Raw genomic sequence first — 25,918 nt, 5'->3', positions numbered from 1 at the left:
AAATCTCACAATGATCGGATAGACATCGCAGACCAGATCAAATATTCTGACATCAGCAACATCTTCTGTATACAGAACAAAAACTCAGAATTTTCTTAAGCAGCACTCATAAAAACAATGAAAGGCCGTCCCATGCATGCACCCAACAGCGAAGCAGCGATTGATCTAGCGGAGTTCCGCAGCGGATGGCGAGTCTTGATTCTTTCGTTAATCGGCATCGCCATCAGTATCAATGCGTCTCTTCTATATGGCTTCGGCACCCTGGTCATCCCTCTTCAAGAAGCCTTTGGCTGGGAGCGTGGAGCACTGCAAGCGGCTATTACGTTCTTGTTCGGCAGCGCGGTTATATCGCTGCAATTGGTCGGCTGGTTCAACCTCCGTTTCGGCATGAAGCGCGTTACTATCATCTCGCTTGTAGCCATTGCTTTCGGGTACCTGGCGACCACACAGATCGGCGGCTCTATTTGGACTCTCTATCTAGCCTTCGCACTACTCCCCTTGTTGGGCATGGGCTGTCTCGCGGTCACCTGGACCCAGCTCTTGAACATGTGGTTTGACAAGAATCGCGGTCTCGCGCTCGCCATCGGACTTTCAGGTACCGGCCTCACTGCTGCTGTGGTTCCACCTCTAATGTCCTGGGGTATCGGCTTATGGGACTGGCGCGCAGCCTTCGTCATTCTCGCCCTGCTGAACTTGGCGGTGCTGTTACCGATAACGCTTTTTTGGTTTTCTCTGCCGCAAGGCTTGAAGGTAAGCGCAGAAGAAAAGGCGGGCCGTCTGGATACGAATCAATTGCCGGGCCTTACATTTGCTGAGGGTTTGGCATCCAGAAAGTTCTGGATCTGCAATCTCGCGTTGAGCCTAGTGATCTCTGCCATCGTCGGATTGGTTACCAGCACTGTTCCCATGCTTCGTGACAAGGGTATTTCGGCAGAGAACGCAGGCCTGATATTTGGCTGCTTTGGTGTATCACTGACGGCCGGCCGGATACTTATCGGGTATCTGCTGGACCGTGTATGGCCGCCGCTGGTGTCCGCCATCAGCCTATCCTTGCCGGCCGTTGGCTGCCTACTGTTTCTCGGCGAAAGCACTGACTTTTGGCTGATGGCATTTGCCGCTGTACTAGTGGGTTTCGGTGCAGGTGCCGAGTTTGATATTGCCGCTTTTCTAGTCGCCCGTTATTTCGGCATGAAAGAGTACGGGCGCCTGTTTGGCGTTCATCAAGGGCTGAATACCGTCGCCGCAGCACTAGCGCCCTTGCTATTTGCAGCATTTCTGAGCGCAACAGGCTCCTACTCATCGATGCTGATTTACAGCGTAGTCTGTACTGTCCTCGGCCCCTTATTAATTCTCACACTGGGTCGCGCACCCAACTTCAGGACTACCGGGGCTGTTTCCCGATAACTGCAAAAAAATAACAGGAGAGCACTCATGCCCACCATCACGCTCATTGAACACAATGGCACAGAGCATCAAGTAAACGCTGAGATAGGACAGTCTGTTATGCAGGCGGCGCTGGCTGCCATGGTTCCCGGTATTCAAGGCGACTGCGGCGGTGCCTGCAGTTGCGCTACCTGCCATGCGTTTGTGGATGATGCTTGGCTATCGGGCATGCCAGAGCTACAGGAGTCAGAGTCGGACATGCTTGAGTATGCAAGCGAGCGTCAGGCAAATAGCCGGCTCACCTGCCAACTGACGGTGAGCGCCAATATGGAAGGGATGATCCTGCGGCTCCCAGAATCCCAATACTGAGCAGCGAGAGCAAACATGTCGATTTCTTCAGTAGTGATTGTCGGCGCAGGCCAGGCCGGCTTTCAGGTCGCAGCTTCTCTGCGACAAGGCGGGTACACCGGAGCCCTCACTCTTATAGGCGATGAGCCCGGCCTGCCTTACCAGCGCCCGCCACTATCAAAAGCCTACCTGCTGGGCAAGATAAAGGCGGACAATTTGGCATTTCGCCCGGCCACCTTTCTCAGTGAACAGAATATCCAGCTGCTGCATACGCGTGCGGTCGAGATAGACCGCCAGAACCAAAATGTGGTGCTGGCCAATGGCAACAGCGTTGATTACGATCATTTGGTTCTTGCCACGGGCGGTCACAACAGGTTGTTATCCATCCCCGGGGATGATGTTGAAGGGGTGTATGGAATAAAAACCCTGGCTGATGCCGATGCGCTCTCCCCCCGAATGAGCGCGGCGAGTAACGTAGTTGTAGTGGGCTGCGGATTTATCGGACTGGAGTTTGCCGCTGTCGCTGCGGCACTGGGAAAATCAGTCCAACTGGTTGACCGCGGCGACCGCCTCATGGCGCGCGCAATCTCCCATGAAATGTCGGCATTGTTCCTCGATGCGCACCAAGGCTGGGGGGTAAAATTTCACTTCAATCAAGGCGTCAGCCGAATAACCCATGCCAACGGAAAAGTAACCGGCGTGGTGAAAGAGAACGGCGAAGAGTTACCGGCCGACCTGGTGGTGTATGGCATCGGCATCATCCCGAACATCACCTTGGCAGCCGAGGCTGGCCTTGAGATTGACAATGGTATTAAGGTCGATGCCAACCTCTTAACCAACGACCCTCATATTTCCGCTATTGGCGATGTGGCATGCTTCCCGTGCATACACAACAACGGCGAACACACCCGCATAGAATCCGTGCCCAACGCTATGGATCAGGCCCGTAGCGTTGCAGCAAGGCTGCTCGGGAAACCGTCGCCGTTCATCGCCACGCCTTGGTTCTGGACCGATCAGGGGAATCTCAAGCTGCAGATCGTTGGTTTGTCTACCGGCTTCGACACCACCGTCACGTTAGGCGACCCGAGTTCGCAACAGTTTTCCGTGCTCTGCTTCCGCAAGGATCACCTGGTTGCGGTTGAGTCCTGCAACCGGCCAAGTGATCACATGGCCGGGAAGAAACTGCTTTCTCGTCCAGCCGAACTCACCATCAGTGAGGCTCGCACCCCGGGCTTCGATCTCAAAGCCTGGGAAATAGCACACCGTACATAACAAGTTGATCGTGTAGCCCCCGATAGCCTGCTGGGCTTGAGGGGGCTTTTTTAGCGTCACCCACCAGCTGTCTCGCTAGCAAAAAACAATACCCACTCTTGAAACCGACACGGCGCCTGACTGAACGCCGCTTGCACGTGTCATTCGATAGGACTCTCCGCTATGACGCTTCCTGAGAAGATACCGCTGCTTCCCGGCTGGCTATTTTTACTCGCCATGCTGACGGCCCTTTCGCCGCTCTCCGTCGACCTTTACTTGCCAGCCTTTCCGGTAATTGCGAGCCAACTGCAAGTCAGCTCGTCAGAGGTGCAAATCACCTTGGCCGTATTTCTTCTGGGAATGGCATTTGGGCAGTTGCTCTACGGCCCGCTCAGCGACCTCTACGGCCGCAAGCCACCGCTCTATGCAGGGTTAACCTTATTCTTCATCGCATCAATTGGCTGTGCCTTCGCAACGGATCTGACAACGCTGACCGCCGCACGCTTTTGCCAGGCGCTGGGCGGGGGAGCTGGCGTAGTCATCAGCAGGGCAGTCATCCGCGACCGAACCTCCACTGTACAGGCCGCGAGAGCCTTTTCGATGCTAATGTTGATGTTGGGCCTCGGGCCTATTCTGGCACCGCTTGCAGGCGGAGCTTTGCTGCTGGTAGTCGGCTGGCGCGGTATTTTCATGACCCTGGCTGCCTGTGGACTGGCGCTGCTGCTGGGTGTCCATTTTTGCATGCGGGAAACCTCACCGAGTCTCGGCAACGGCAGCAAGCCGAAACTACGTTCCGCATTCAATCAATACCTGAGCCTGGCCTGTGACTGGAAGTTTATGCGGTTTGTCCTGGTAGGTGCGTTACCTTTTGGCGGGATGTTCGCGTATGTATCCGGATCCCCCAAGATCATCATCGACCTCTATGGTATCGAACCTAACCACTTTGGCTGGTTCTTCGGCCTCAACGCTTTTGGCATGATTTTTGGTTCACAACTGAACGCGAAACTGGTCGCTCGCTATGGCCCTGCCACTTTGCTCAAATATGTGCTTCTTGCGCCAGCAATCGCAACCCTAATGGCGACGCTGTCCATTTGGGCAGGCACTATCAACCTGTCGCAGCTTATGCTGTGCTTTTTTATCTACATGACCTCCATGGGCCTGTTGACACCCAACGCGGTAGCCTTGGCAATGGCAAGTCAGGGCCACCGCGCCGGCTCTGCCTCATCAGTCATTGGGTTCATACAGTTCTTGTTCGGCACTTTGGCCGTGGGCATCGTCAGCCTGTGGATGAGCCCAACTGCATTGCCGGTTATCACTGTAATGCTTGGCCTCAGCGCCGCCAGTTTGCTATTGCATCGTATCAGCCAGCCAAACGCGCCCGGTCAAATCACCGAGCAATTTGGCGAAAGTTGAAGCTTCGCCCTAGCGTGAGTATGGCCCACAAAAAACCGCTGCCAAGGCAGCGGTTTTTTGTGGCTCAGTAGAGCAAACACTATTGTTTGATAAAATAACGCACGCTCATTGTATCTGCCTCGAACCGGTACAGCTCGATCGTCTCAATTGAGCCACTGCCGTCCCGCATCACATTGCGATGGTGACAGGCTGCTTCATTCGGGCCGAGAATACTCACTTCTACCTCCACCGAAAAGCGGCTATTTTGCTGGTCCCACATAGCTTCAAGTACAGGCCAGCCATCCGTCTCCGGGCGCCCAACGTACTCAATGCTCAAGCCCTTTGGGGCAACCTGCCGATAATGCTCGAAGAAGCCTTCACGGTTACCTGAGTTCCAACAGGCGATTTGGCCGTGTAAAAAGGCGTCTATGTCTTTTTGGTTTAAGCCTGGCATCACATTCCGCTCCTGTTTATGCCCTCGAACAGTCGGGCGATTGAGACTGTCATAGATCCGCACCGCGCACGTTACGCGCTGACCCATTACGGCGATCGGACTCTCCCCACGCCAGCCAGTGGTCCGGTTCGCGTGTATCCCCTACTCTGCGCCAGCGACCTTCCTGCTGGGCTGTAATTGGAAAGCCGCCAACAAAGTCCGCCATTTCACCCTTTTCGTCCGGCAGAAACTCCCACTCTTCACTGCCGTCCAAAACAATTCGCGCATGGTCCAGAAAGTAACTGCCGTCCTTATGCACTGCCACGCCCTCGATATCGGTGGTAGTACGCACCTCGCCTTTCTCATTGTTGAAGATGGCGTAACCAAGGTTGTCATGGCCGACCATGAATGATCCCGAGTCGAATGTACCGTCCTTGTATACCGTGGCAAAAGACCACCAGATGACGTGCATTTTGTTGTTTACCACCAAGTCTTTCTTGAAATGAATGGCTCCACCTTCTGCCATATACACTTGGTCCAGTGCCATCAGGCCTTTCACTTCCCGTCCTTCGCACACGCCGGAAAGGCTCCACAGTTGCGAGACATAAAATGTGCCCCACTCAACGCCAGGCAAATACCATTGCATACCGCAGCCAACCGGCTTCCCCTGCAGCTCATACAGCCCCTCTTCCACCCACTTGATATGCTCAGCAGAGGCTTCCAGTAACCAGGGGTTGCCCTCTTCTCCGGGTAGGCTGGTCCAGCGCACCGTATCCCCATCCAGTGTCTGCGTTGGCATTGGCGTCAACGCCTGCTTTGCCATTCGCTCGGTATCCATACGAATATGCTGGCCGTCAATCCGCGTAGACTGATAAAAAAACCGCGTCGGGTTGGGCGTACCTGTAGGGGCCATTACCGAGCGAACAAATGAGTAGATGTGCCCCTCATCATCACGTACAGAGCCAAAAGGCATGCTCTTGCTCAGCAACAGGCCGAAGAATGAGCGTGTTTCATTCAACGCCGGCCCAGTGGTTTTGCATGGGCCAACTAGCTGCTGGTAAACAAAGTCGCCACGCTCGGGGATGTTTTTGTAAGATTTCATACTGGTATTCCTCCGCTAAGGTTGCATCAATCCCAAATCACATGAATGGATTTCGCACCTCGCAGTTGAGCCCCTGCGATGACAGGCGCAGGCATACTTGGGTCCAATCGGATGTTTGGAAACAGATCCAGAATTGCGTTGATCGCGCAATTGATTTCGACCTTGGCAACAAACTGACCGATGCACATGTGCGCCCCCCAGCCGAAGCCGAAGGAAGGCTTCACCTTTCGATCAATATCAAACTGATCTGCGTTGTCGAAGACATCTTCGTCTCGGTTGGCGGATATCACCATGCACTGAACCAAGCCCCCCTTGGGAACCAGAACGCCACCCACCTCGACGTCTCTCGAAGCCTGGCGAACCTTGAAAGTTGCTACAGGCTCATAACGCACAGTTTCGTCGATCAACTTGCCAATCAAACCCCGATCTCTTTTCACTCGTTCCAGCAGCTCTGGCCGCTCAAGCAACAGTGTCATGATCGAACTGAAGGTGCGCGTGGTTGTTTCTCCAGCGGCGGGTAACAAAGAGCGCACGAAAGTAGTTACCTCATGGTTATCCAGCGCACGGCCTTCATATTCAGCGTTGATCATTCGACTGATCAAGTCATCGCCCTTTGCGCCAGCAGCCCGTTTTGTCACCACAATTTGCATTATCGCGTCATACAGGTTCTTAACCGCTTTACCGGCAAAGGCACCATAGATACGCGCTTTCTCCGGATCGATCTGGTTGGCGGCCACCAGCGCGAGAGCCCAAGTAGCGTATTGTTTGAATTTATCTGGGTCGTCGCTTGGAAAGCCCATCAGCGCGTACATCTCACGGATGGGGAAATACAACCCGAAATCCATCAGGTTGGCTTTCTTGTCTGCCTGCATTGGCAGCAGAAACTCTTCCCGAATGACCCTGTCGATTTCCGGTCGCCACTTGTTGACCGTTTCCGGCATGAACACTGGCTGCAACAGGGCCCGTGTACGACGATGCTGTTCACCGTCCATGGCTAACACAATCAAACCGTCGAAGAACGCGCCCAGCCCTTCGGCAATAAAACCGCTGGTGAAGGTTTCTGCGTCGCGCAGCACCGCCATCACGTCTTTGTGCTTGAACAGCGTGACAACGCACTTGGCCGCCTTGGCACCAGCATTGGTTGGCACCCCCAGGTAACTATCTACGAAGTCGCCACGCATAACTGGGTCGTTAATCCGCTTATCCCTGCACAGCCCGTGGATATCGACTGCTGAGCCAAGATAGGTATCTGAAACCGCGTGATAAGCCTGCTCGATATCAAGCTCGTTCATTTCCGCTGACATTAATGGTTCTCCCTGTGACCTTCAGGTCTTTTGTTATAGTCACGCTTGTAATCGCGGGTAAGCGATACAGGCGACTTAGGAATTCTTCGACAAAAACGTGGACACCCGCTTGGCTGCAAGCTTGCCGGCCATACCATTGACTCCGCCGCCCGGGTGGCTGCCTGCGCTACCCAGATACAGCCCGGAAACCGGGAGAGTATCGCCACCCAGCCCATAGGCAGGCCGCATAGTGCTCGAACGCATGGTGGTGGTGTCGATATGGACTACACAGCCATTCACTGTATTTAGCCGTTCTGTGAAGTCCGGTGCTGCCTCGATACGGCGGCCAATGACATGACCATCGATGCCATCCACGTAGTCAGCCAATTGGCGCAACACCTGGTCCGCCACAGTCTCCCTTAGCGCATCCCAGCCTGCACTGGGGTTGACAGGCATGACTGGCGGATAGACATATACGATGTCCTGGCCGGCGGGCGCTTGAGTCGGATCCGCCGCACTAGGGACCGCAAGCGTAATGTAGGGGTACCTGGGGACTTCGCCACGCTCACAGGCGGCGAAGCTTTCAAGTACTGCGTCTTCCGTACCGATCAACAGGACCGTCTTGCGTAAATCAATTCCGTCGCCGCGGATGGCCTCATAGCGTGGAACCGACAACAAACCGTCAAGCGCGACATCCACTTTCAGTGGGCCCGAGCCCTTCGCGTTGGCAGGAGCCATGGCTACCCGCGTGAGCAGGTGAGCAGGCATTTCGCCCGGGGTTACCATTTCCAGCGCTACCTTGGGGTGACAACCTGCTATCACCGCGGGCGCAGTGAAAGTGCGCCCATCAGCAAGTCGAACGCCTTCGATTTTGCCCTGCGAAGAGATGATTTCAGTCACAGTGGCAGACGTAATCACCTTGCCACCCAGCTCCTCGAGACGCGAGCACATTGCGTTACTCAATTGCTGCATACCTCCCCTGACCCGTCCCACGCCAAAGCGGTGCAGAAACCCAAGTAGCGCATAGTAGATACCGCCGCCATCAGCCCGAATATCACCTGCCAGTCCCGTCAGCGCGCACATCGCGGAAATGGTCACCGGGTGCTCGAAACGTTCCTTGGCAGCCTGATGAGCGGACCCTGTCATCAGCGCCATGAGTTCAGGCTTAAGGCGCCGGTTCTTCAGCGCCACGCCTAGAACTTTAAGCTTACTTGTCAAGTTGAACCGCGCGGGATCTACCCGCATCATAGGCAGGGCTATATCCATGAACATGTCGATAACATCCATGAACTCAAGAAATGCAGCAGCATCCTTGTGGCTATACCGACGAATTTCATCTGCTGTTTTTTGCCGATCTCGCCAAAAGATCAACGAGCTTCCATCGGGGTGTAAATAGACATAACCCGGCGACAACTCGATAGAGTCAAAGCCGTGGTCGGCCAAGCCTAGCTCCTCCGGTACATGGGAGTGCACGCGCATCGACATCATGTCGAGCGCACAAGGATGCACCAGGTGCTCCGGCGCCTCAGGGATGAGATAGCCGGACGACGCCATCCCACCCACCTTGTCCAACGCCTCTAGAACAAGAACACGCTTGCCCTCAAGGCCGAGATAGCAACCCGCTGAAAGGCCATTGCTTCCCCCGCCCACGACAATCACGTCGAAATCGGTATTTTTGTTATTCATTAAAGTATCTCCCTACTGGGCTGACTCAGATTTTCCTCTACCAAACACCTGCCGACAGAGTCCTTGCTACGCCCAATAAAAAATGCGTCCGATACCCACTGGCATCACCACGCATGAATATTCGCCGTCCGCTGTATACGGCAATCGGGAACGTAACAAGAAAGAACCGGAGGCGCTGGTTATCCGTTTTACCGAGCGTAAAACGGATAACCAGCGCCCTGACGTGCGAGCAAAGAGCAAAACAACCCTTCCTCTCGCTTCAAGCATCCTGACAGAATAATTCCAATTGTAGAATTTCAATCTACATGTGGAATTATTTTCAATGCTCTGCTAGGGTCTTAGGCAGGCAATCAGATTCGGCTGTACAGCCCATCCAGGCTGGGCTGGGAGCACGATGAAAGCCTTTGAAAAATAAAAATAAAAGGAAATAAAGTGAAAGCATCTCTGGTTTACATCCAGGGTGAAGCCGGTTCCGGTCAGCTCTGCCTGCCGGAAGGCGTTCCTGCGCAGGGAAATCGGGATGCACGTCCCGCGCCTTCATTGTTCTACTACCTAACCTCGAACTCGTTGCCTGGCAGCAGTGCCGGACAGCGATTTTTCGCGCTCTCTTTATAAAAACAAAAACGGAGAAAGATCATGAAACTGAAAATTGCTATTGGATTGCTAGTTGGCGGCCTGTCCGCCACATCTCTGGCCGCAGTGAGCCCGGATGAAGCCAGCGCTATCGGCGATACCCTCACACCATTGGGCGCTATTCAGGCCGCGAACGCCGATGGCAGCATTCCGGCCTATGAGGGGGGGCTGCGAACCTCCCCCCCGGGATTCGAGCCAGGTACAGGGTTTTGGAAAGACCCCTATGCTGCGGACAAACCCCTGTATCGAATAACTGCGGCCAATCTAAGCGAGCACGAGCACCTGCTTAGCGCGGGGCAGATAGAGGTATTGAAGCGCAACCCCGATTACTACATGGACATTTACCCCAGCCACAGATCTGCTGCCTACCCGCAGGAAGTGCTGGACGCAACGGTGCGTAACGCAACTACCTGCAATACCCTGAAGGACGGCTTGGCGATTGAGCCAAATTGTCGTGGCGGTTTACCCTTTCCGATCCCCCAGACAGGCAATGAAGTAATCTGGAACCTGCTCGTGCGTTATAACGACGGCAAGTTTGGTACCACCACCTCTTCGTCCAACACCTGGGTCGTTGATAGAAACGGGTCAGTAACCCAGTCTGCCAACCAAGCTACGTTCGTTGAGCGCCCTTACTACCAGACAGACGTACCAGGCCGGCCGGAGGATCTTTTTTACCGTGTTTACTCGCTGACCAAGCAACCCGCACGCAAAGCGGGAGAGCTCACTGGCCTGATGGACTTTATCGATCCGACCGACAAGCCGCGCCGCGCCTGGAGCTACACCCCTGGACAGCGGCGCATCAAACTCGCCCCCGAGTTCAATTACGACACTCCGGTGGGAAGCATGGGCGGCTTGGAGCTGTTCGACGAACTATTCATGTTCTCAGGCGTGCAGGATAGGTTTGATTTCAAGCTTGTTGGGCGCAAAGAGATGCTGATTCCATACAACACCTACAAGTTCTACTTCGATTGTGAGGACCAGTTCCGCACCTCTCATGTAAACCCCGAATGCGAGCGCTGGGAGCTGCACCGTGTATGGGAGGTTGAAGCAACCTTGAAACCAGGTATGCGTCACGTTTACAGCAAGCGCACCTACTATCTCGATGAAGATACCTATGGTGCCGGCCTGTACGATGCCTGGGATCAGAACGGCCAGCTGTATCGCTCGATGATGCTTGGAGGTGTCCAGTTCTATGACCACGACATCCCCTACGTCGTGAAGCACGCCATGTACGACTTTAATAAAGGCATGTACGGCATCGTCAACGACGGGATGGATGGCGGCTATCAGGTTCTCACCGAAGCTCGCACTGAACGTGAGCTAAACCCCGAAGCCATCGTGATGCGCGAATCTCAACGCTAAAACCAACTCACCAATCCCCTTGAGCTTCGCGGCCAAGGGGAATTGCTAAGGTGTAACGGATGCGAACGATCAATCTATCCTGGGACGTAACTCACCTTACCCCCTTCATATCCAAAGTTGACCTATGCGGCTCTCTGTTCCTGCCGGACAAGTTTGGCGACAACCTACCAGCGACACTGACCCTTGTTGTTTGCCTGCATGGCGGCAGCTGCTCACGCAGCTACTTCCATCCGCCATACCTTGACCCGAGTTACAGCTTTGCCGAGTTTATGACCGATAGAGGCTACCTAGTTCTAGCGCTCGACAATCTAGGCATGGGTGAAAGCAGCAGGCCTGAGCCCGAATCCAAGCTGACATTGAATATGATTGCAGAAGCCAATCACCTTGCCACTCAACAGTGTGTTCAAGCCTTAAGGTCGAACCAGTGGGGCACGTTGGCAGAATCAACAAGCCTGACAGTCGCCGGCTTGGGCCACTCCATGGGCGGTATGCTGGTCACCTATCAGCAAGCTCATTACAAGAGCTTTGATCGCCTTATCGTCGCTGGCTGGAGCAACCTGCCTCTAGAACTGGCCGGTGCCGAAGTAGAAGCGATGAAGGCGGCACTACCCCCCAGCGGCTACATACCCACGGATCGATCGCAGATGCGCGCTCTTTTCCACCTGCCAGATGTTGCTGACGCTGTAATAACTGTCGATAACCAGCACTCGAGCCTGACACCCGTCACTCTGGCCACCGCAGCACTCACTCCAAACGTGGTTGTCGCCAGTGCCGCCAACATTTTCTGTCCGGTATTGCTGGCATACGGTGAAGTTGATGTCAGTCCTTCACCAGAGAAGGAACCTGAATTTTTTTCCAATGCGTGCGACAAGACACTCTTATGTGTTGCCGGTAATGCTCACTTGCACAACTTTGCAAACGCACGGTCTGATCTCTGGGAAGGGATCGCCGAATGGACTAAAACAGGCCAGCTTCCCCTGTCTTTAAGCTCCAAAATAAACTCCAGATCCAGCGATAAAGTCTAGGGCTCCGACTCCCCCCCACCTGCAGAACACAGAGAGAGCTTCTGGCATGATCACTAGCATGGATCATTTCACGATCGTAACCGATCAGCTTGAGTTAACGCGTCGTTTTTATACTGACCTGCTTGGACTCCGGGTAGGGCAACGACCGGATTTCCCGGTCCCCGGGATTTGGCTATATTTAAAGGATGAGCCGGTGCTGCATGTTATCGAGGTTAAAGAAATGCCCGTTCCACGCCGTGGCGTTCTAGATCACATGGCTTTTTCCGCCATTGATTTGATCAGGACCTTGGGGTCCCTCCAAAAGCACCAAGTAACCTTTCGCATCATACGTAGCCCCGGCACCCTTACATGGCAGATTTTCTTTTACGACCCGAATGGAGTAGAAGTCGAGTTGGACTTTGCACCGCACGAAGTCCCCCCTGCTAACTGGAAGACGCTGTCGTCTCGATGACCTATCAGATCAGCCCCGAATAGGCGCCACCATCTAGTTGCAAGTTCTGTCCTGTTATATAGCCTGCCTGCTGCGAGCAAAGAAAAATGCAGGCCGCGGCAAGCTCTTCGGGCCGACCAAAACGACCCGCAGGAATGGGGCGAAGCATCTCCTCACGCGCCTGCGCCAAACTAATCCCCTTATGCTTCGCCAATTTGTCTGTCATGTAGCGCAGACGGTCTGTCTCAATCCTTTCCGGCAGCAGGTTGTTGATCGTCACATTGTCCCGGACTACCTCCGCAGCGAGCGCCTTGGAGAACGCGGTAAGCCCGGCACGGGCAGCCGTTGACAGTCCCATGGCCAAGCGTGGAGTCTTCACCATTGCGGAGGTGATATTGATAATCCGACCAAACTTGCGCGAGCGCATGCCCGGAACAACGTCTTGAATAAGCGACACCGCAGACAACATGTTTGCTTCGAGGGCAGCATGCCAGCGTGCGTTGTCCCAATCAGCCATGTCGCCCGGTGGGGGACCACCATTGTTGGTCACCAGGATATCCGCACTGGCCAGCGGTTCGGCGAGTTTTTCTCGCCCCTCTTCGGTGGCAATGTCAGCCACCACCTGCAACGGCCTTACGCCTGTGATCTGCGCAATTTGCCTGGCAGCGCACGCTAGGGATGCCTCATCACGACCATTGATCACTATGGCGCAACCTTCAAGTGCGAGCGCCTGCGCACAGGCAAAACCAAGCCCGCGGGAGGAAGCACAAATTAGCGCTTTGCGCCCTTGAAGCCCTGTTTCCATCGTTATACTCCCGTTGCTTTTCTCGACCAGCAAAGCGCTAGATTTCAGGGTGCCCAGTGCGCGTGCAATGCTTTATCCTGATTACCCAAAAGCGTCATGTATCAAGAGTGTGACATGCCTACTGATGACCTCCAGTCTTTCTCGACTCGCGCCGAACCCAGCAAGCGGGATACCCTTGAGCGTCTGCTTTCAGCGGCCAAGAAGATCTTTGCCCAAAAAGGTCTGGCCGGGGCGCGAATGGAGGATATAGCGCGGCAGGCAGGAGTAACCAAGCAGCTGGTTTACCATTACTACGGCTCCAAGGAATCCCTATTTACAACAGTGCTGGATGACTCGTCACGGCAAATAATGGATGAGCTCGTCGCACTGAATGTAGAACACCTACCGCCACAACAGGCCCTCTTGACGCTGCTCGACTGCACCTTTGAGCAGTACATGAACGACCCACTACTTGGCTCATTGGCGCTGGAAGGTATCCGCTATCATGAGTCAGCTCACGACGATCAGGTCAACAGTTTCTCCGGTCAATCGCCGGCGCTAAAAGCCAAGTTTGCCTCGCTACTGCAGCGTGGGATATCTGACGGAATTTTCCGTGCGGATGTAGATGCCCGTTTTCTGCTAGCCACATCAGCGCTATTGATGTCTGGCGGCTTTACCAACCACTACACCCTCTCGGTTCTGGTGGGTTTCGATACCAGGTCCGTAGAGGGTATGAAAATTTGGCGAGAGCATGCGGCGAATTTCATTCTCGCCGCAATTATCAAACCTTGCTAAAACAAACCCTTTACAAGGTTTACATGCCCTTACGGTCGGACTGACTGAAAAACGCCTGCATCGCCACCAGCGACGGCGTATGGCTAGAAAAGCCGCCATCAGCGACTAACGTTGTGCCCGTAACAAAAGACGATTCATCACTGGCAAGAAAGGCAACCACGTCGGCAATTTGTCTTGGCGTGCCGAGTTCAGGAGTCATGTGATTATCCCGCAGAATATCCAGCAGCTCTTTCGGCATGGACGAATGTGCGTTTTCTGCCGGCGCGAGCCCGATCTGTACCGCGTTGCCCCGAACCCCCTGCTTCCCATACTGCGCCGCGACCAGTTTGGGCATCATGTTCAACGCCGCCTTGGAACAGGCATAACCCGTTAGCGAAAGGTCACCCTGAGCGCCCAGACCAGAGGTCGCAAAAATCACCGAGCCCTTTCCCTGTTTCAGCATCACTGGTACGACGTGCTTGGTACATAGCACCGAACCGCGCAGGTTGACAGCAATGGCACGATCCCACGCAGCAATGTCCAGGTTGCAGATGTCTCGATCATTCTGACGCTGGGCGACGTCAAGCACTGCAGCATTGTTGTGCAGTACATCGATACGGCCGAATCGCTCCATGACCGCGCTGACCATCGCCTCAACACTTTCCTCGGATGAGACATCGGTCGCGACGCTCATCGCCGAGCCGCCAGACGCCTCAATCTCCGTTGCCACGCGCGCGGCAGCGGCTTCATTGATATCCACAATCGCCAGACTGGCACCATGCGCCGCCAGCACTCGCGCACATTCCGCGCCCAGACCACCGCCAGCACCGGTGACTATCGCTACGCGCCCATCAAGTTTTCCCGTCGTCATCTTGTAACTCCGTACTTTAAGGTCAGTATCACTCACCGGTAAAAACAGGCTGACGCCGCTCGCTAAATGCAAGCGCAGCCTCCTTAGCGTCTTTTGTGGTCGCCAACAAAGAAAACAGGTCGCGCTCCAGGCTAAGCCCGGCACCAAGCTCCATTTCCAGGGATGCGCGAGCAGCTCGCTTGACAAAGGCCGATGCCATTGGCGGCTTTGCGGCGATCTTATGCGCTAGTGCACTCACCTCATCAAGCAAGCTGTCGCTGCTCAAGGAGACTCTGGATACCAACCCGATACTCAAGGCCTTTGCGGCGTCCAGGCGGTCGCCAGTCAAAAGCATGTCCACTGCATGGCCTGGTGAAACAACCCGGCTAAGCCGCTGTGTTCCCCCACCACCTGGAATCAGACCGAGGCCGGTTTCGGGCAACGCGAGGATGGCGTCGGGTGCAGCAACGCGGATATCCGCAGCCAAGGCGAACTCCAGGCCGCCGCCCATACAATAGCCGTGAATGGCCACTATCACCGGTTTGCTGACTCGATCGAGAGAGTCGATCCAGCTCGATAACTCAATGCGTTTGCGCACATCAAGCGATGTCTCAAAGCCGCGCTTCTCTTTGATGTCCGCTCCAGCGCAAAAACCCCGTTCACCTTCACCGCGAATGGCGATAGCACGCACCGCGCAGTCACCTTCCAGCAAAGCCAGCGCGGCAGGTACTCCCTGACGGATATCATCGTTAATCGCATTGATCTGGCCAGGCCTGGTCAGGATGACCCAGCCAACCGCGCCATCACGAACAACCTTGACCGCGCCGTTGATCGCGACCGCCGTGGCTTCTACGTCAACACTCATATCAGCACTCCTCAAACTCAAACAGCTGACCATTTAGATCGTTTGGATCGACGCGAATGAGTGCCTTGCCGGCTACGGCGTCGCTGGCCTCAATCCAGGTGAACTTGGTACCGCGAGCTCGCAGATCCTCTGCCTTAGCTGCTAGATCGTTGACTGCAATACGAATGTAGTAAGGTCCTGGCCCCCAGCTGTTCAGGTACAAGCCTGCTTCGCTGTCCCACCGGGTTGCCTCGATCAAGTCCAAAGTGGCGCTATTGGGCAGGGTAAAGCCCATACGAGCGCGACGGTAACCCTCGCTCTGAATGGTCTCGACAGGGCCACTCGGCTCCCAATCAAGATTTGTTGAGACACGGCGCAGCGTCTCGTTCAGATCGCGTACCAAGTACCCTCTTGCTGAAACCCGGACCATGTCACCCGGCTTTACATCACGCGGTTGTACCGGCGGCTGTGCGAAAGTCTCTGGCGGCATTTGAAGCGGCTCCACCGGCATTATCTCGATACACAACCCGCCATCTACTATAGGATCATAAATGGGCTTTTCCGGGGTCGCTCCCAACCATAGCCGGTCAAAGGGCATGTCAGGCGTGCGCTGAGCCATGCGAAATGGCAAGCCTCGACGCATGAGCTTGCTGACCAGCGCATCAAACTTGTCACCATGCAACGCAAGCACGATAGAGTGCGTCAGCATCGGTCTGTGTTTGCCTTGAAACGCTTTCAGACTTTCCAGGAAATCATGAAACATCGGATCGCCTGGGTTCGGGCGATCAAGATGCCATTGCGGCTCAACCCGCGTCGGGGACACCGCAAGAGACTTGTGCACCCGGAGAAAATGAGCAATGTATGGGTGATCATCAAAAGCCTGGCGCCAGCGCTCGTGTTTATATATGCCCAACTTGTCGACCAGCAACTCGGTCATACCATCGGGGTCCGGCACCATCATGTCGGCACTCATCAAAAGCTCAAACATACTCTTCTCCGTCTGTCGTTCTTGCCAGCCGAAACAACGGCGGCCATTCAATTCAAGGCGGTGACTTCAAACGCCACCCAGCTGGTACTTCAAAAACTTGCTACCTCTTCACGCTTGTAAGATGACGCGGTCGCATGGCGCACTTGACCAGAGGATAGCGAGACGTTTGCCTCCTCTGAGTTATCGCCTTGGCCATCTGAGCTTTGCTTTGGGTTGAGCAGAAAGTGCGATAGGGCTGGAATCAAAATCAACGCACCGAGCATGTTCCAGAGGAACATAAAGGTCAGCAGGATGCCCATGTCAGCCTGAAACTTGATAGGAGACCAAGCCCAGGTTATTACGCCGGCAGCCATGGTCAGGCCAATAAGCGCAACTACACGCCCGGTAAAGTCGAGTGACCTGCGATAAGCTACCGCCAGGCTTTCACCCCGCTCCTGCACAGCCACCTGCACACTCAATAAATAAAGCGCGTAATCCACCCCGACCCCAACACCAACGGCTATCACTGGCAGGGTCGCCACCTTCAGCCCAATACCAAGCACGACCATCAGCGCCTTGCAGATAATCGTCGTCATGATCAGGGGAATAAGTGCAACGATGGTGGCACGGATACTTCTGAAAGTGAGCAGGCAAAGCAGCGCAGTTGCTCCATATACCGCGAAGTACATGGTAATAATGCCCTTCTCTACTTCGATGTTGGTTGCCGCCTCGATACCCGCATTGCCGGCTGCAAGCAAAAACTCTACCGGACGCTCGGCATCCGGCGCAGTGTTGTACTGTGCAGCAAAGTCTTCTACCACACCCATCACACGGTTAAGCGTCTCGGCCTTGTGGTCTGCCAAGTAAGCTACCAACGGCGTTACTGAGCAGTTCTGATTGGTGATGCCAGGTGATGAAATCATGGCTGCATCGACCGAGGCATTGGTGATCGCCTGGTCACGACTGATGGTCAGCCACTTTGCGCTGCCTTCAGCCATGCCTGAGGACACAACACGAACAGTGTCTGCCAATGAACTTGTGGTCTGCACACCCTCGGTCTGTCTAAGCTTCCATGCCAACTGATCCATAGTCTGCAACGGCCGGTAAAAGCGGCAGCCGTCCACGCCAGTTTTCATGATCACCGCAAACTGATCACTGGAAAGTCCATAGTGAGAGGTTATATAGGCATTGTCTTGGTTATAGCGCGAGTCCGGGCGCAACTCCGGTGCGCCCGGGTCGAGATCCCCAATCTGTAAATCCATCATCAAGACTGTGCTGATTGCCGTGACGAGAACAGAAGCACTGATTGCCATCAGAGCCCATTTTCGCTCGGTAAAGTAATCCAGCCTTTGCCATACTCTGCCCAACCAGTTCTTGTTGGCCTGTCCAGCCTGGTCTTTATCGATGGCAATTTGCGCCGCTTTCTTACTCACTCCAATGTAAGAGAGCGCAACCGGAATAAGAATAAGCTTGGTAAAGATCAGGACCGCGACACCAATACTGGTGGTCAACGCCAGGTCGCGGATTACCGGAATGTCGATAATTGCCAGTACTGCAAAACCGACAATATTAGTCAGCAACGCGGTGAGCCCGGTCAGAAAAAGACGTCGGAAGGTGTAGCGCGCAGCGACATACTTGTGAGTGCCGCGGCCGATGTCCTGCAGGATGCCATTCATTTTTTGCGTGCCGTGCGATAGGCCAATCGCAAAAATCAGGAAGGGTACCAATATCGAGTAAGGGTCGAGTTCGTAACCGAGTATCTGCATTAACCCCAAAAGCCAGATCACACCGGTTACCGCAATTCCCACCAGCAACAGCGTGCTGCGTAAGCAGTGGGTGTACAGGTAGACAAATATTGATGCGATCACCACCGATATGGCGAAGAACAGCATCACTACTTTCAATCCATCGATCAGATCCCCAACAAGCTTGCTGAAGCCAACAATGTGGATGCCAATGGAGTCACTTTCGTAGGCACGGATTTTCTGTTCCAGCTGATCGGAAAAATCGCCGTAATGCAGCGGCTCCCCCGTTTGCGGATTGGTATCCTGCAGTGGCGCAACAATCATGCTGGACTGACCGTCGTTGGCAACCAGACTGCCGGATATAGCGGCGCGCGAAATATTCCGGCGCAGCGCCTGTATACTGCTTTCGCTGCCATCATAGTTGGCCGGCATCACGGCCCCGCCGCTGATGCCATCCTCGGTCACTTCCCGCCAGCGCACAATGGGCATCCAGAGCGACCTCATCCAGGAGCGGTCGACACCCGGTATCAAGTACAGGGTGTCGTTCACTTGGCGAAGCACCTCCAGGTATTCAGGGTCGTAGATATCTCCGTTCTTGTTCTCAACGACAACGCGAATGCTGTTGCCCAGCCCTGGCAGCTCGGTCTTGTGATCCAGATAATTTTGAATATAGGGATTATTGACCGGAATCATCCGCTCAAAGCTGGCATTCACCTCAATGCGCGATGCAAAAAAACCAAGCACCAGCGTAGCAGCCAGACAGCACAGAATAACCAGGACTCGGTGACTGAAAATTAAGCGCTCAAACAGACCGCCAGACTTCTTGTCGAAATCCTCAACATTTTGGACGACTGGCATCCCATTAGTATTATTCTGATTGACCATCTCTATCTCCGAGGATCGACGCGTAGCGACACGCTATGCATGCCCTTCCACCTCGCCAACCTGACTATTGCTATCCGGGTCAGCCACGCAAGCAGCTAACCAGCGTCGATCGCACGTTAAATTAAGGCTTGAGTTGCGTGGTACGCACGCCGGAAAACTGAGCCAGCAGCAACTGATCCGGTGAGTTAAGTAGCGCAGCGGAGAAAACCGTGCCTCGGTAATCACCAGCCAGTTGCGTGAGCTCCAGTGTCTTGGTGTCTATCTGCATGACTCCGCCCCGTTGACTGATCAGCAGGGACCTGCCCTTGCTCAGAGGCAGGCTTTGCACAATGGAAGATTCCTGGCCAGTCTCCACCTTGGTCCAGGTTTCACCCTGGTCCTTACTCGCGTAGAGGTTGCCCCGCAGCCCATAGACCAGAACCGCGTCAGCCGAAGCCTGAACGCCAAAAAAGGTCCCTGTATAAGGCGTAGGCGTTCTAATAAAGCGCTGCGCCTCATCGTCCAGACGCATTACCAGCCCCTGCTCACCACTGATAAAGGTTTCCGCGCCCGACATGCTCACGGAATATAGATGCATCCGCCGGTCGTTATCTGTCCGCTCTATCCAGGGCACCCAGTGAAGACCGTTATCGGTCGTACGAAGGATCATCCCGAAAGCGCCTACGACATAACCTTCACCTTGTGCATTGATGTAGGCATCCAGGAAAGGTGTAGCCATCACGTAGGGGTCGGACGAGGTACTCATCGCCAGCTCGAATTCACGTAGCATGCTTTCAGATTCGAACTCTTCCAGCTCATTAGCACTGGAGTAGTAGTTTTTCAGCAAAGTCAGGAGACTACGGCCATCCAGCACTACGGACCACGTTTGTCCGCCATCCTCCGTGGCCAGAAAAACCGAGTCATGGCCAACGATCCATCCATGTTGGTCATCACGAAAGCGAACCTGCACAAGATCACTACCCACCGGGCTAACAACTTGCTGCCAGGATTCACCCTCATCATTGGACAGCATGATCAACCCGCGCAGTCCTACACCGACAAGCCGGCTACCCGCTCGGGCAACACTCAGCGTCGGTTGGGATTGTGGTATCAACTGGTTGGCACCGGCATTGCTGAGCGGATCGAACAACACCGTCTTGTCCGACTCAACCGCCTCCGATTCCGCCGCCATCGCTGAGATGGCAACTGAATAGGAAGCAATGGAGCCAGCATAAAACAGGCACATCAGCAGCCGCGGGAACCTGCATGGCAGGCACCCTCTCATCAGGTCGATCAAAGTCATTGTTTTTATCCTCTACGCAGCTCGCTCAAAACGCCGAGTACTGCGATTACATCGCCTGTCACGGTCCAACACGCAAGCGCCACCCATCGTCGGTGGCGCCAAACTGGTGTAATTACCGGGTGGTTTCGCGTGCCACCACTGCTTCTGGGTTCAAATCACGTTCGGAGCGCGGTGCGTCCAGCACTTTGTAACCGCCGCTGAGCGCATCATTGATCAGCCCGTACATACCCTTGTTAAAGTCGTAGATAGAGTGTTTTACGATGTAGGGAATGTCGTGGTCGTAAAACTGTACGCCGCCCAGCATCATCGAACGATAGAGTTGGCCGCTTTGATCCCAGGCATCGTAAAGCCCCGCACCAAAGGTATCCTCATCAAGATAGTAGGTGCGTTTGCTGTAAACATGCCGACGGTCTTCCTTGAGGGTGGCCTCAACGACCCATACACGGTGCAGCTCCCAACGCTCGCACTCGGGATTAACGTGGTTTTCCATCAGTTGAGTTTTTGGATCACAGTCGAAATACAGCTCATAGCTGTTATACGGGATGTACATCTCTTTTTTGCCGACCAGCTTGAACTCGAAGCGGTCCTGCATACCTGAGAACATGAAAAGCTCATCGAACAATTCCAGACCGCCCATACTGGCAACTGGCGTGTCGTAGGCAAACTCAGGGGCCAACTTGACGCGGCGCTGACCAGGCGTGTAGCTCCAGGCGCGTCGGGGCTGCTGGGTAGGGTCAAGGTAGTCCATATACCCGGTAAGCTCGCCTGCTCGGCGCGCCGGTTCCTTGGTGACCGAGTAAACGCGGGAATACATTTGCGGATCGCGACCCTCTACATCATCCTGATAATAGGGACGCTCAACAAAAGTAGCCTGTTCTGATGCCTTGGTTACAGACCCGTTCGACGCCACCAACCAGCTGTTGGATGAACTGGTGGTAGTGCCGTATTTACCGTCGTTGTAACGAACCTGTTGGTTCCACATGACCTCATGGCCGGTCTTAGGGATCGGGAATGGAACGCCACCACGGCATTCAGGCGACAACGTCAGGCCGTTGTTCAGCGTTTCACAGGTAGTTGCATTACGGACCGTAGCATCCAGCACATCCTGTGGTAGCGCGGCGGTACGATGACTTGGAAAGATATCCAGATAATAATCGGGGTTACGCTTCAACAGCTCCAACTGACCGGCACTCAGCTTATCTGCATGCTCCTGATAGTTACTGCTGTCGATGCGGAACAGCGGCTCTTCATCCTTGTACGGATTCACCCAGTAGCCGCTGCCGGGTTCAAAACCGGCAGGGGCGGTCCGGAGCCCCCCTTCATAGGGAGGGATAGTACCCGCCTCATTGCCGGCTTGTTCAGCTCCAAACAAGGTAAGTGTTTTACCGAGCTGGGCAGCCTCCTCGGAAGGAACTGCTGCTACCGCATTGGCTGAAATACCACTTAAAGCCAGGCTGAAAGCGAGTGCATATCTCATAATAATCTCCGTTCTTGTGTTTATTAACTGGGAGCCAGTACTGCTCTATTAAAACGATGTCTTATAGGTGAGCGACAACCAACCACGGTCAGTACCACCAACAGCACCGTTACCATTTACCATGGTCTGGCCGTTGACCGGGTTGATAGTGTTTTTCTCCTGAGCCATCGTATCTGCATAACGCAAGCTGAATTCGTGCTGTTGCTGGTAGGTCATCTTGGCGCCGACCGACCATGACACTGCACCCTCCGACCCACCGCCGGCGTTAGCCGCGTTACCAGAAATACCGTAGTTCACGGTCAAAGGCACAGACAGATCCCACGACGGCAAAATCGCCAAATACTGGGGGGTATAGTTCACTGCCGCCGCCATGTAATTACGAGTAGAGCAGCCGTCGGACTTATCGCCCTCGCCACCACTGCGCAGATCTCTACAGGCGGCGGTGCCTTCACCCTTATACAACTCTTCATGTTCGGTCACCTTATCCAGGTGGCTGTATACCAGCTCGGCAACCAGCGTCGAACTTTCGGCTAGCCAAAAACGAGGCACACCGTAAACAGCGTTTACCAATGCATGGTAGGTGTTACCGCGAGGACCTTCATCATCCACGTTGCTGACGCCAGTCGCGTTAAGTGCGCCGCCTTTGCGGTAAGACACCTCTGCGCCAATGGAGGCCGAGCCAACGTTACCCGCATAGCTCAAGCCAACCAACTTCACGCCTCGCGGATAAACCAACCGATACTGGCCGGTTGCCATATCGATTTGCGGCGACAGCCAAGCCTGATAGTCGTCGAATTCGCGGTAATAGGCACCCAGCGTGGCGCCTACGCTTTGCAGGTCGTAGCGGGCCATCACACCCCAGTTAGCAGAGTCGCGACCAAATTTCGAATCGGCGTGTTGTAGGTTGAACCCCGGCGCCGCAGGCAAACGGTCGGGCCCCTCGAAGAAGGGGTCAGCAGCACCAAAATAGGTACCACCATAGGGGAAGCGAGTGTGATCCCACTCATAGAAATACTGTGCAGAAACGGAGAGTGCATTGGTCAACTGAGCTTTAGCAGATACCTGACCAATCGGCAAAAAGACCTCCTTGGTCTCAATCCCTGGACTGGTTACCGCCTTAACCGCGTCAGTAGGAGCCTGCGAATAGGAAATCGCGTGAGCACCAAACAGCAGGCCCTCCCCCCAATACTGGGTGTGCCGACCGACCTTCACGTTCACCGGTACCTGGCCGACATCAAAGTTAGCCCACACGAAGGCATCGAGAATTTCGCCAGAAGGACCATAGACGTAACGCTCTACTTCGGAGCTGTATTTATCATTGTTATAGCTGGTGGAATAACCAGGCACATTGCTATCGACCGACCGGTCACTGTAGGCATCGTCATACCAGCCGGCGGCACTGACCCTCGCACCAAAGTGCCACTTGTAGGCCAAGTCAACCTCTGTCAGCAGGTCAAGACGATTGGTGACGATATCACCACGGTCAAACTTGCCATCAGACTCGTCGAAATTAGGGTTGTTCATGATCGCGCTGTCCTGGCTTTCCGCCCGGATGCCGAGGTTGTAGCGAACAGTGTTATCCCAACGCATCCGAATATCTGGGTTACCCAGATCTATCTGCATCGCAGAGGCGCCGCCACTGGCGATCAGAACGGCAATAGCCAAGGCGCTGCGCGCCGCATTCATGTGACCAGTATTGTCGATAGTGTTCATCATTATTCCTTTTGTTTTTATTTTCAGTGACTTATAGAAATCATCCGATTACTGGCCTGACGTAACACTCTGACAAAGCCGCCTAAAAACAGTGACATTCGCCTAGTGCCTCTAAACCAGCGTCTCGCTATCCTAGCGGAGCGCTTCAGATAATTCCATATCAAGATTTAAATTCTGTATATAGATTTTAAATCCAATGCATTGTCACTTTGCTCAGAGCTGTTACCGGCACCGCCGCGTGCCCGTCCTTCTGGCTGCGAACCTTATACAACCAAAATTAAACATAAATTTATACTTTGTTCAATTTATGTTTTACTTTTTGCAATACCCTTATCAGCAAAATCGGCAAAAAAGGCGTTTATGCCTTGTAGAACGGGCTATAGCGCTAGTTACAGATGAAACATCCTGAAAAAACAATAACCGAGGAAAATGTATGAATATCGACTTAAAGGGCAAGCGTGTCATCGTGACTGGTGCGTCACGCGGCATTGGCAGAGCGATAGCTACCGCCTTCGCCAACGATGGGGCGAAGGTAGCCATCTGCTCGCGAAATTTCGCAGACATCGCAAAGGTAGGAGAAGCTCTAGCCGAGCGCGCGGACGCAGTCATAGCACGCGCCGTTGATGTTACTGACAGTCATAACGTGCGTACCTTTGTTGCTGAGGTAGCCGAAGCCTGGGGCGGCGTTGACGTACTGGTCAACAACGCCGGCCAAGGGAAAGGCGGCAACCTGGACACCCTCACACCCGAGGACATTCTTGAACACGCTAACGTGCTGCAAATGGGCCACTTTAGATTTACCCAGGCGGTTGTGCCTCACATGCGCAAGCAGCGCTGGGGGCGCATTATAGAAATCAACGCTTTGGCCGGAACCATACCTACTCCCGAAGGCATCCCATCGGTCATCAATAGAGCCTCCTGTATCGCCCTTTCACGCTCCCTAGGCATGTCGCTACCGAAAGACAATATTCTGGTTAACACATTGAATATGGGCTGGATCGACACTGGTCAATGGGACCGCCACTTCAAAGAAATGGGTGACGGCGTTACTCGGCAGGAATTCGATGCCATGGTAATGAAAGTGGTCCCGGCGGGCCGTTACGGCAAGCCCGAGGACGTAACGGGGATGGTTCTGTTTCTGGCAAGCGAATACGCCAGTTTCATCAGCGGTGCATCGATCGACATCGCGGGAGGGATGGGCGGTCAAATAGCCTACTACCCCACACTCAAGCGCGACTTTGCAGAGAGCATTCGCCAACGGCGCGAGATGCAGAGCAGCATTTAATGAATTCGCCAGGCTCCCTGCGACAGCGTCTGTTCCTATGCCAGGCTCACTCACGAGCCACAGGCATGAATCATGAACTGTTGAAAAGCGCTGCCTGGCTCGCTCATTTCTCGGCCTTGCGCCCAAATCAAGCCCAACTCCATCGAGGGCACAGCGTCATTCAAAGGACGCACCTCAATTTTGCGGCCCTCAAGCGACCAGGCTCGGTACAGCATGTCCGACAACACGGTCACACCAAACCCGTGCGCCACCAGACCACGCAAGGACTCCACGGAGGAGGTTCGAAATGCGATCTTCGGCTCCAGCCCCTGCGCTTGCCAATAGCGCTGAACCGACTCCTCCCCCTCATCGACGGTGGGCAGGATGTAGGCATGCTCAGCAACGTCCTTCAAGGTGATCGACGCCAGCCCCATGAGCGGATGGCCGGACGCCAGCCACAACTGACGACGCGAGCGTATCAGCACGCTGGCATCCAGACCGGACAAGTCGGTCGCGTTCGAAACAACCGTCAAACCTACATCAAGCTCTCCTTGTCTGACCGAGCTCTCGATACTGACCCTGTCCATGTCGATCAAATCGATTTCCACATCGGGGTAACTGCGCTTGAAGCGCGCAAGCAGGTTGGGCAGGAAGTAACCAAGCACCGTGTAGGAGGCGCCAACGCGAACAACACCGGATACCGAGTGACTCATGAAAAATGGCTCGCTGATCGCATCCTGCAGCGTATCCAGAATGTGGCGAGCATGCTGAAAGAACTTGTTTCCTTCCGCCGTCAGGCTTACTCCGTTCGGCAAGCGCTCGAAAAGTTTCACGCCCAGTCGCTGCTCCAGCTGCATCACTGCAGTGGTCACGGCGGACTGCGAAACATGAACTGCAGCCGCGGCCTGCGAGAACTGACCGGTCTCAGACGCCGCCACGAAATAGCGCAATTGGCGCATGGAAATATCGGACCTAGACATAAATTTTTCAGATACCTGACAGCAA

General features: G+C 54.4%; 22 protein-coding genes. 9 read left to right on the top strand and 13 right to left on the bottom strand.

Annotated features, from left to right (window positions below):
- Positions 1 to 132: 132 nt before the first annotated feature.
- The 4 genes from BLU26_RS14820 (at position 133) to BLU26_RS14805 (ending at position 4,395) form a co-directional block, all read left to right on the top strand.
- Positions 133 to 1,404, top strand: coding sequence for an MFS transporter (locus BLU26_RS14820; protein ID WP_092287644.1), 1,272 nt, complete (start codon positions 133 to 135; stop codon positions 1,402 to 1,404).
- A gap of 27 nt (positions 1,405 to 1,431) precedes the next feature.
- Positions 1,432 to 1,752 carry a 2Fe-2S iron-sulfur cluster-binding protein gene (locus BLU26_RS14815; protein WP_092287643.1) on the top strand — a complete coding sequence of 107 codons (321 nt, stop codon included), beginning with the start codon at positions 1,432 to 1,434 and terminating at the stop codon, positions 1,750 to 1,752.
- 15 nt (positions 1,753 to 1,767) lie between these two features.
- The gene (locus BLU26_RS14810) at positions 1,768 to 3,003 is read left to right on the top strand and encodes an NAD(P)/FAD-dependent oxidoreductase (RefSeq protein WP_092287642.1); all 1,236 of its coding nucleotides are present in this window, start codon (positions 1,768 to 1,770) and stop codon (positions 3,001 to 3,003) included.
- A gap of 162 nt (positions 3,004 to 3,165) precedes the next feature.
- Entirely contained in the window at positions 3,166 to 4,395 is a 1,230-nt protein-coding gene (locus BLU26_RS14805; protein ID WP_092287641.1) for a multidrug effflux MFS transporter, read from the top strand.
- A gap of 79 nt (positions 4,396 to 4,474) precedes the next feature.
- Here the strand turns inward: BLU26_RS14805 and BLU26_RS14800 are convergent, their stop codons facing one another.
- The 4 genes from BLU26_RS14800 to BLU26_RS14785 all read right to left on the bottom strand — a co-directional run bounded on the left by BLU26_RS14800 (position 4,475) and on the right by BLU26_RS14785 (position 8,878).
- Complete coding sequence (locus tag BLU26_RS14800) at positions 4,475 to 4,828, bottom strand: hypothetical protein (RefSeq protein ID WP_092287640.1); 354 nt, start codon at positions 4,826 to 4,828, stop codon at positions 4,475 to 4,477.
- A gap of 49 nt (positions 4,829 to 4,877) precedes the next feature.
- Entirely contained in the window at positions 4,878 to 5,909 is a 1,032-nt protein-coding gene (locus tag BLU26_RS14795) for a hypothetical protein (protein WP_092287639.1), read from the bottom strand.
- A gap of 26 nt (positions 5,910 to 5,935) precedes the next feature.
- Positions 5,936 to 7,213: a cytochrome P450 gene (locus BLU26_RS14790; protein ID WP_092287638.1), complete on the bottom strand. Its 1,278-nt coding sequence runs from the start codon at positions 7,211 to 7,213 to the stop codon at positions 5,936 to 5,938.
- Between the two features lie 75 nt (positions 7,214 to 7,288).
- Positions 7,289 to 8,878 (bottom strand): phytoene desaturase family protein, encoded by a 1,590-nt coding sequence (locus BLU26_RS14785; RefSeq protein WP_092287637.1) that lies wholly within the window; start codon positions 8,876 to 8,878, stop codon positions 7,289 to 7,291.
- A 636-nt stretch (positions 8,879 to 9,514) separates the two neighbouring features.
- On the opposite strand from BLU26_RS14785, the gene BLU26_RS14780 reads away from it, so the two are divergent.
- Genes BLU26_RS14780 through BLU26_RS14770 form a run of 3 tightly spaced genes read left to right on the top strand, consistent with a single transcriptional unit; the run spans position 9,515 to position 12,349 of the window.
- Positions 9,515 to 10,873, top strand: coding sequence for a DUF1329 domain-containing protein (locus tag BLU26_RS14780; RefSeq protein WP_092287636.1), 1,359 nt, complete (start codon positions 9,515 to 9,517; stop codon positions 10,871 to 10,873).
- A gap of 59 nt (positions 10,874 to 10,932) precedes the next feature.
- Entirely contained in the window at positions 10,933 to 11,898 is a 966-nt protein-coding gene (locus tag BLU26_RS14775; RefSeq protein ID WP_092287635.1) for an alpha/beta hydrolase, read from the top strand.
- Positions 11,899 to 11,956: 58 nt separating this feature from the next.
- Positions 11,957 to 12,349, top strand: a complete 393-nt coding sequence (locus BLU26_RS14770; protein WP_231701958.1) for a VOC family protein — start codon at positions 11,957 to 11,959, stop codon at positions 12,347 to 12,349.
- Positions 12,350 to 12,353: 4 nt separating this feature from the next.
- Here BLU26_RS14770 and BLU26_RS14765 read toward each other — a convergent pair whose 3' ends face one another.
- On the bottom strand, positions 12,354 to 13,133 hold the full coding sequence (locus tag BLU26_RS14765; RefSeq protein WP_092287633.1) for an SDR family oxidoreductase: 780 nt from the start codon (positions 13,131 to 13,133) through the stop codon (positions 12,354 to 12,356).
- 114 nt (positions 13,134 to 13,247) lie between these two features.
- Between BLU26_RS14765 and BLU26_RS14760 the strand changes: the two genes are divergently transcribed.
- Positions 13,248 to 13,907: a TetR/AcrR family transcriptional regulator gene (locus BLU26_RS14760; protein ID WP_092287632.1), complete on the top strand. Its 660-nt coding sequence runs from the start codon at positions 13,248 to 13,250 to the stop codon at positions 13,905 to 13,907.
- Between the two features lie 19 nt (positions 13,908 to 13,926).
- Here BLU26_RS14760 and BLU26_RS14755 read toward each other — a convergent pair whose 3' ends face one another.
- The 7 genes from BLU26_RS14755 to BLU26_RS14725 form a co-directional block, all read right to left on the bottom strand.
- The gene (locus BLU26_RS14755; protein ID WP_092287631.1) at positions 13,927 to 14,757 is read right to left on the bottom strand and encodes an SDR family NAD(P)-dependent oxidoreductase; all 831 of its coding nucleotides are present in this window, start codon (positions 14,755 to 14,757) and stop codon (positions 13,927 to 13,929) included.
- A 28-nt stretch (positions 14,758 to 14,785) separates the two neighbouring features.
- Complete coding sequence (locus BLU26_RS14750; RefSeq protein ID WP_092287630.1) at positions 14,786 to 15,601, bottom strand: enoyl-CoA hydratase/isomerase family protein; 816 nt, start codon at positions 15,599 to 15,601, stop codon at positions 14,786 to 14,788.
- Position 15,602: 1 nt separating this feature from the next.
- Positions 15,603 to 16,568 carry a VOC family protein gene (locus tag BLU26_RS14745; protein WP_092287629.1) on the bottom strand — a complete coding sequence of 322 codons (966 nt, stop codon included), beginning with the start codon at positions 16,566 to 16,568 and terminating at the stop codon, positions 15,603 to 15,605.
- 89 nt (positions 16,569 to 16,657) lie between these two features.
- On the bottom strand, positions 16,658 to 19,177 hold the full coding sequence (locus BLU26_RS14740) for an efflux RND transporter permease subunit (protein WP_092287628.1): 2,520 nt from the start codon (positions 19,175 to 19,177) through the stop codon (positions 16,658 to 16,660).
- A 121-nt stretch (positions 19,178 to 19,298) separates the two neighbouring features.
- A complete protein-coding gene (locus BLU26_RS14735) occupies positions 19,299 to 20,459 on the bottom strand; it encodes a WD40/YVTN/BNR-like repeat-containing protein (RefSeq protein ID WP_231701957.1) in 1,161 nt (386 codons plus the stop codon).
- 112 nt (positions 20,460 to 20,571) lie between these two features.
- Entirely contained in the window at positions 20,572 to 21,936 is a 1,365-nt protein-coding gene (locus BLU26_RS14730; protein ID WP_092287627.1) for a DUF1329 domain-containing protein, read from the bottom strand.
- A 48-nt stretch (positions 21,937 to 21,984) separates the two neighbouring features.
- The gene (locus tag BLU26_RS14725) at positions 21,985 to 23,649 is read right to left on the bottom strand and encodes a DUF1302 domain-containing protein (protein ID WP_092287626.1); all 1,665 of its coding nucleotides are present in this window, start codon (positions 23,647 to 23,649) and stop codon (positions 21,985 to 21,987) included.
- Positions 23,650 to 24,082: 433 nt separating this feature from the next.
- Between BLU26_RS14725 and BLU26_RS14720 the strand changes: the two genes are divergently transcribed.
- The gene (locus BLU26_RS14720) at positions 24,083 to 24,934 is read left to right on the top strand and encodes an SDR family oxidoreductase (protein ID WP_092287625.1); all 852 of its coding nucleotides are present in this window, start codon (positions 24,083 to 24,085) and stop codon (positions 24,932 to 24,934) included.
- Positions 24,935 to 24,984: 50 nt separating this feature from the next.
- Here the strand turns inward: BLU26_RS14720 and BLU26_RS14715 are convergent, their stop codons facing one another.
- Positions 24,985 to 25,872 carry a LysR family transcriptional regulator gene (locus BLU26_RS14715; RefSeq protein WP_092287624.1) on the bottom strand — a complete coding sequence of 296 codons (888 nt, stop codon included), beginning with the start codon at positions 25,870 to 25,872 and terminating at the stop codon, positions 24,985 to 24,987.
- Positions 25,873 to 25,918 lie beyond the last annotated feature (46 nt).

Origin of the sequence: Halopseudomonas sabulinigri (genome assembly GCF_900105255.1) — a bacterium.
Taxonomy (GTDB): domain Bacteria; phylum Pseudomonadota; class Gammaproteobacteria; order Pseudomonadales; family Pseudomonadaceae; genus Halopseudomonas; species Halopseudomonas sabulinigri.
Note: the sequence above shows the minus strand (reverse complement) of the source record. Positions and strands in the feature narration are given on the sequence as shown.

What these genes read in the sequence shown, in the direction of transcription:
- BLU26_RS14820 (WP_092287644.1), top strand. Translation starts at nt 133, where the DNA reads ATGCATGCACCCAACAGCGAAGCAGCGATTGATCTAGCGGAGTTCCGC.
- BLU26_RS14815 (WP_092287643.1), top strand. Translation starts at nt 1,432, where the DNA reads ATGCCCACCATCACGCTCATTGAACACAATGGCACAGAGCATCAAGTA.
- BLU26_RS14810 (WP_092287642.1), top strand. Translation starts at nt 1,768, where the DNA reads ATGTCGATTTCTTCAGTAGTGATTGTCGGCGCAGGCCAGGCCGGCTTT.
- BLU26_RS14805 (WP_092287641.1), top strand. Translation starts at nt 3,166, where the DNA reads ATGACGCTTCCTGAGAAGATACCGCTGCTTCCCGGCTGGCTATTTTTA.
- BLU26_RS14800 (WP_092287640.1), bottom strand. Translation starts at nt 4,828, where the DNA reads ATGCCAGGCTTAAACCAAAAAGACATAGACGCCTTTTTACACGGCCAA.
- BLU26_RS14795 (WP_092287639.1), bottom strand. Translation starts at nt 5,909, where the DNA reads ATGAAATCTTACAAAAACATCCCCGAGCGTGGCGACTTTGTTTACCAG.
- BLU26_RS14790 (WP_092287638.1), bottom strand. Translation starts at nt 7,213, where the DNA reads ATGTCAGCGGAAATGAACGAGCTTGATATCGAGCAGGCTTATCACGCG.
- BLU26_RS14785 (WP_092287637.1), bottom strand. Translation starts at nt 8,878, where the DNA reads ATGAATAACAAAAATACCGATTTCGACGTGATTGTCGTGGGCGGGGGA.
- BLU26_RS14780 (WP_092287636.1), top strand. Translation starts at nt 9,515, where the DNA reads ATGAAACTGAAAATTGCTATTGGATTGCTAGTTGGCGGCCTGTCCGCC.
- BLU26_RS14775 (WP_092287635.1), top strand. Translation starts at nt 10,933, where the DNA reads ATGCGAACGATCAATCTATCCTGGGACGTAACTCACCTTACCCCCTTC.
- BLU26_RS14770 (WP_231701958.1), top strand. Translation starts at nt 11,957, where the DNA reads ATGGATCATTTCACGATCGTAACCGATCAGCTTGAGTTAACGCGTCGT.
- BLU26_RS14765 (WP_092287633.1), bottom strand. Translation starts at nt 13,133, where the DNA reads ATGGAAACAGGGCTTCAAGGGCGCAAAGCGCTAATTTGTGCTTCCTCC.
- BLU26_RS14760 (WP_092287632.1), top strand. Translation starts at nt 13,248, where the DNA reads ATGCCTACTGATGACCTCCAGTCTTTCTCGACTCGCGCCGAACCCAGC.
- BLU26_RS14755 (WP_092287631.1), bottom strand. Translation starts at nt 14,757, where the DNA reads ATGACGACGGGAAAACTTGATGGGCGCGTAGCGATAGTCACCGGTGCT.
- BLU26_RS14750 (WP_092287630.1), bottom strand. Translation starts at nt 15,601, where the DNA reads ATGAGTGTTGACGTAGAAGCCACGGCGGTCGCGATCAACGGCGCGGTC.
- BLU26_RS14745 (WP_092287629.1), bottom strand. Translation starts at nt 16,568, where the DNA reads ATGTTTGAGCTTTTGATGAGTGCCGACATGATGGTGCCGGACCCCGAT.
- BLU26_RS14740 (WP_092287628.1), bottom strand. Translation starts at nt 19,177, where the DNA reads ATGGTCAATCAGAATAATACTAATGGGATGCCAGTCGTCCAAAATGTT.
- BLU26_RS14735 (WP_231701957.1), bottom strand. Translation starts at nt 20,459, where the DNA reads ATGACTTTGATCGACCTGATGAGAGGGTGCCTGCCATGCAGGTTCCCG.
- BLU26_RS14730 (WP_092287627.1), bottom strand. Translation starts at nt 21,936, where the DNA reads ATGAGATATGCACTCGCTTTCAGCCTGGCTTTAAGTGGTATTTCAGCC.
- BLU26_RS14725 (WP_092287626.1), bottom strand. Translation starts at nt 23,649, where the DNA reads ATGAACACTATCGACAATACTGGTCACATGAATGCGGCGCGCAGCGCC.
- BLU26_RS14720 (WP_092287625.1), top strand. Translation starts at nt 24,083, where the DNA reads ATGAATATCGACTTAAAGGGCAAGCGTGTCATCGTGACTGGTGCGTCA.
- BLU26_RS14715 (WP_092287624.1), bottom strand. Translation starts at nt 25,872, where the DNA reads ATGCGCCAATTGCGCTATTTCGTGGCGGCGTCTGAGACCGGTCAGTTC.